The organism is Candidatus Enterococcus wittei (genome assembly GCF_002140175.1).
Lineage (GTDB): Bacteria > Bacillota > Bacilli > Lactobacillales > Enterococcaceae > Enterococcus_B > Enterococcus_B wittei.
Genome location: NZ_NGMO01000004.1, coordinates 274,826 through 279,648 on the forward strand (window position 1 = coordinate 274,826; position 4,823 = coordinate 279,648).

4 protein-coding genes are annotated in these 4,823 nt (G+C 36.1%); 1 reads left to right on the forward strand and 3 read right to left on the reverse strand.

The features are described from left to right. Positions 1-196 precede the first annotated feature (196 nt). Positions 197-1,165 carry an asparaginase gene (locus A5844_RS12415; RefSeq protein ID WP_086285493.1) on the forward strand — a complete coding sequence of 323 codons (969 nt, stop codon included), beginning with the start codon at positions 197-199 and terminating at the stop codon, positions 1,163-1,165. An 81-nt stretch (positions 1,166-1,246) separates the two neighbouring features. On the opposite strand, the gene A5844_RS12420 is transcribed toward A5844_RS12415, so the two are convergent. The 3 genes from A5844_RS12420 to A5844_RS12430 form a co-directional block, all read right to left on the reverse strand. After that, a complete protein-coding gene (locus A5844_RS12420) occupies positions 1,247-1,996 on the reverse strand; it encodes an acyl-ACP thioesterase domain-containing protein (protein ID WP_086285494.1) in 750 nt (249 codons plus the stop codon). Between the two features lie 14 nt (positions 1,997-2,010). Next, on the reverse strand, positions 2,011-2,844 hold the full coding sequence (locus A5844_RS12425) for a fructosamine kinase family protein (protein ID WP_086285495.1): 834 nt from the start codon (positions 2,842-2,844) through the stop codon (positions 2,011-2,013). A 236-nt stretch (positions 2,845-3,080) separates the two neighbouring features. After that, the gene (locus A5844_RS12430) at positions 3,081-4,409 is read right to left on the reverse strand and encodes a C1 family peptidase (protein WP_086285496.1); all 1,329 of its coding nucleotides are present in this window, start codon (positions 4,407-4,409) and stop codon (positions 3,081-3,083) included. Positions 4,410-4,823 lie beyond the last annotated feature (414 nt).

A 4,823-nucleotide genomic window follows, 5' to 3' on the forward strand; every position in this document is an offset into this window, starting at 1 on the left:
GTATTATTCTTTTTTCCAGTTAAATATTCATGTTCTTTAAATGAAGTTAAACCGATCCTGATCATGCACACACCCCTTAAGACTTTGTTTTTTATTGTCTCAATATTCCACTAAGCTCCCTCATAGCAAAACTCTTTTATATAGTATACAATAAGCTAGAAAGTCTATGCAAAATTATTTGTAAGGAAGTCTTAATATGAAAAAAATTCTTATTTTACACACAGGCGGCACTATCGCTATGAAAGAAAACACTTTAACAGGAGGCATCAGTCCAGATGTTGCTAATCCTTTATTAGATGCAGAAATCAAGATTCCAGCAGAGGTCGATCTAGTGATTGAAGACATCTTCAACTTACCATCTCCCCATATCATGCCACAGCATATGTTACAATTAAAAAAAAGAATCATAGAAGCCTATCATTCTGGAATCGCCGGTGTTGTCATCACTCATGGTACAGATACGCTAGAAGAGACAGCTTTCTTTTTAGATTCAACGATTGGCGATAAATTGCCAATTGTCTTAACAGGTGCCATGCGTTCTAGTAACGAACTAGGAAGTGATGGCCTGTATAATTTTGAAAGTGCTATTCGAGTAGCAAGCTGTCAAGAAGCCATTGGCAAAGGGGTATTAGTCGTGATGAATGATGAAATCCATTCCGCTCAATATGTCACAAAAACACATACTACAAATGTTGCCACCTTCCGTACTCCTACATTGGGACCAATTGGTTTGATCACAAAAAATCGGATTTTGTTTATGCAGGAATTACTTGAAACACAACGACTAGCTATTGATTCCGTTGAAGGAACGATTCCTATCGCCAAAGCCTATGCCGGAATGCAAGGTGACCTTCTTGAAGCCCTTGCTCATACAAAAGTAGACGGCTTAGTCATCGAAGCTTTAGGTGCTGGGAACCTGCCTCCCCAAGCTTTAGCCGCACTCAAAAAATTATTGGTCCAAAAAATCCCAGTAGTTCTTGTCTCTCGTTGTTTCAATGGCATTGCCGAGCCTGTCTATGATTATGAAGGAGGCGGCAAAGAACTCGCTGAGATGGGGATCATTTTCTGTAATAGCATCAATAGCCAAAAAGCTCGCTTAAAATTACTGATCGCACTCAATGGTGGTTTAACCGAAGAATCCCTGAGACAATTTATGACCCAATAAAAATGATCCGAATGATGTGAAATCTGTTTCTATACCTATTTTGGTATTTTTAGAAAATTGATTTCACATCATTCGGATTGTTTATTTTACTTGTTTACTAACTTTCCATGAAATATTTGCTTCGCAGTATAACTGTCCTTGCATTTTGATTTCATGCCTTGTTAAGACACCTTCATCTCGGGTGACTTGTTCATAATGGCTTTCGATTTCATTCCCATACTCTACTTCTTTATCAAACCGAATCAATACTTTTTCAGGTGTATAGGTAGTTAAGAAGTCATAACCTAAAACATCAATGATCCAATTGAAATACATCGCATTATTCACGTGTTGATTACTATCGATATCGTAAAAACGCACACGATAAGGCAACATCAAGCCTGATTCAATTTTTTCGATTTTTTCTTGTCGTTTGATTTTTTTAATTTTGTTACTTTCAAATGGTGCAATAATTTCTTCATTCACACTACTCATCTTTCGATTGACAAAATCCATCAATACAAAGACAGATTCGATTTTCACTAACTCGTGTCCTTCTTCATCATGGATCCAGAAATTCCGATAACAAAAGAATTTATTATACTCCATTGCTTGTGTGGTCACAGTAATCTGCTCGCCAACTCGTGGTAAGCGAGCAATCTCCATAGAATAATTGGTGATGACCCAAGTCAAACCAAAACTATTTACAAAATCACTCCCCCGTCCCAATACATCACTTTGTTCTTCAGATGTCTTAATGACCACTCCTAACATGGAAGGAAATGTCATTGTTTGATTGACATCACATTCATAATAAGACACTTCATGTTTTTTTGTATATTTTTTTGCCAAATAAAAACCTCCAATTATCTGTTCTCTAGTATTCGGTCAATTTGCGTACCATAACTTTCGCCGAACATATTTAAATGCGCTAATAAGTAATATAGCTGATAGATTGGTAATCTTGCTTCCCAATCATTTTCTAAAGGCCATATTTCTTGATAAGCTTCTAAAAATTCTGGTCGAAATCCGCCAAATAATTGGCTCATTGCGATATCTTGTTCTCGGTGACCATAGGAAACTGCCGGATCAATGAAAACAGGCACACCTTGTCGGTCAAAGAACACATTACCACTCCATAGGTCCCCATGCAAGAGACTAGGTGCAAATTTCACTTGCTCGATATGTTCTAAAACCTGTTCTTTAAACCTAAGATAGGTCTCTTGGCGCCGCTTATTCCAACGGTTATTTTTTTGTGCGAGATCAATTTGGCTTTCCAAACGATTTTTAAAGAAAAAGGTCCACCAGTTTTCTTCAAAGGTGTTTATCTGAGGTAAACTACCAAGATAATTATTTTTTCGATAGCCAAACTGAGGTGCTGTAGCATGATGGATTTTAGCCAATGCATCCGCAAATACTTTGGGGTCTCCTTCTCCTGGTTCGATCCATTCCATTAAGAGATAAGCCCCTTCGTCCATTTCGCCTAACATATATGTTTCCGGTACGCGAACATATGGTGCAAGTTCTTTTAATCCATCAACTTCTGCTTCAAAAAAATGTTTTGACACATGTGGATGGACTTTTAAAAAATAAGATTTTTGATGCTCTTCGATTCGATAATTTTGATTCACGTCTCCTCCCGTCACTGGGATAACTTTACCATCCAAACGAAGTTCTTCTAATACTACTTGCACATTCATTGTTTTTCCCCCTAACTCCTTTGGCAAATCTAAAACCCGCTGAATTCCCTGATTACTAACACTTTCTATCTCTCAATATGTCAAAATTATAACACAGCTACTCTTAAAAGACGGTGATCTACCTATCTTGACATTCTCTAATACCAAAAAGAGATTTGGGTGTTCATCCCCAAACCTCTTCTCTATTTTTTAATTCTTTGATGTTACCAAGGTAAATAAACAACAATATGAAATAATCACGCCAAAGCGCCCATTGGGTCCCAAGGAGCAAGCAAAACGGGTTCTTCATTGAAAGCAGCTAATTGTTCATCCGTCAATAAGTCTTTTCTTACAACGATTTGATACGTATATTCATCCATCCATTCATCACTCATAACAAAGAAACCTTGATCTCCGACTTTTTCTCCCCAGCTATTTTCAACTTTCCATTTTGTCGATTTTCCATCAATCAAATCCACACCAGTTAAAACCATTGCATGAGTCATCAAGCTTTCACCATAATCCAAACGTTGCGCTTTTGTCATAGAAAAATCAATATCGAATAGTCCTTCCATGTCATAAACATCTGTAGCCATGATCCCACTATCTCTTGTAGAAGATTGACCAACATCACAACCAAACCAAACTGATTCACCTTGTTCTAATTGTGCGATCGCCAATTTTTTCAATGTTGGCATATCCACGTTCAAATATTTCACTTCTTTGCCACCCACTACATTACCCAACATTTCTACTGTATATGAACGGTCATATGGTTTATCTGCTGTCGGTGCATTAATAATACTGATATAATCATCCAAATTTACACCAATATACTTATCATAAAACTGTTGTGGTGTTAATTTTTGATCAATATGATAATTTTTCTTCTCATCGCGGTACTCAAAATCAAATTCAGTTGGAGGTGTTCCCAAGGAAATCGCTAAGAATTGATAAATTCCTGCCAACATCTTTTCTTTTTCTGTTTGAATCTCTTCAGTCGTCTTACCTTCTGCCAATAGCTGACGTAATTTAATTGCATCTTTACGTAATTGTTTATTTAAATAGTTATTCAAATCACGTGAATTGGAACTATTTGCACTCTCTGGCATTACTGATTTAGGAACAACACCGTATTTTTGGAACAAGGAGACGATCATATCCCACTGGCCCCCATCTTGTTGAGGTGTGGCCAACAAAAATGCTACTTTACGACTATCTAACGCTTCTTCCCCTGTCGTAATGATATTTTCATAAAAATAATTAGCTTTTTCGTATTTATCCCAGAAAAAAGTATAATTTTGTGATAATTCAAACTCTTTCAACTGAAATTGATTCAATAATTTATGTCGGAATGTGTTCAATGCAGCAAACATCCAACAGCGTCCAGACTGTTTCTGATTTGATACTTTACCTGTTGCCAAATCAATAGAAAAAACTGGCGTATTTTTTACATGAGCCGCTACGTTTTCTGCTGAAGCATTGATGCCATTTTTTACAACGGCTTTTTGTAAGGCTTGTTGTTTCTTATTCGCCTGAAATTGCTCTTCAAATTTTTTTGTGATATCTGGTTTAATAGCTTCCATCTAATCATCCTTCCTGATCTGTATAACTTTATTCTACTCTTCCGGTATTTGAATTACAATGTCCGAAGCTAGATCCATATCTGATTTGTTTCTAATAAAAGAGAAAACAACAGATTGAATGATATGATAGAAAACGGAAATCACAAAAAATGGATTTATACTTTTTGATGTTGGTTCTTATTAATGAACAGAAAGACGATATTTCTGTTCATTTAAGAACAAGATTTTTCTCCAGCAATATCATTTTATACGAAAGCTTCACCGCACCTATGTACGAAACAACTAGAAAAAAAGCAAAAAAAAACTACCCTCCTCCATAAAAATTAAGAATCTAAAAATTTCAAAGAGCAGTGGTTCTTATTCGTGATAGACTTCATTTCTCAAAAGCATATAGTAAATGATTCTAGTAATAAG

Bases quoted from the DNA above. Each gene is read 5' to 3' on its own strand.
- A5844_RS12415 (WP_086285493.1), top strand. From the start codon at position 197: ATGAAAAAAATTCTTATTTTACACACAGGCGGCACTATCGCTATGAAA.
- A5844_RS12425 (WP_086285495.1), bottom strand. From the start codon at position 2,844: ATGAATGTGCAAGTAGTATTAGAAGAACTTCGTTTGGATGGTAAAGTT.
- A5844_RS12430 (WP_086285496.1), bottom strand. From the start codon at position 4,409: ATGGAAGCTATTAAACCAGATATCACAAAAAAATTTGAAGAGCAATTT.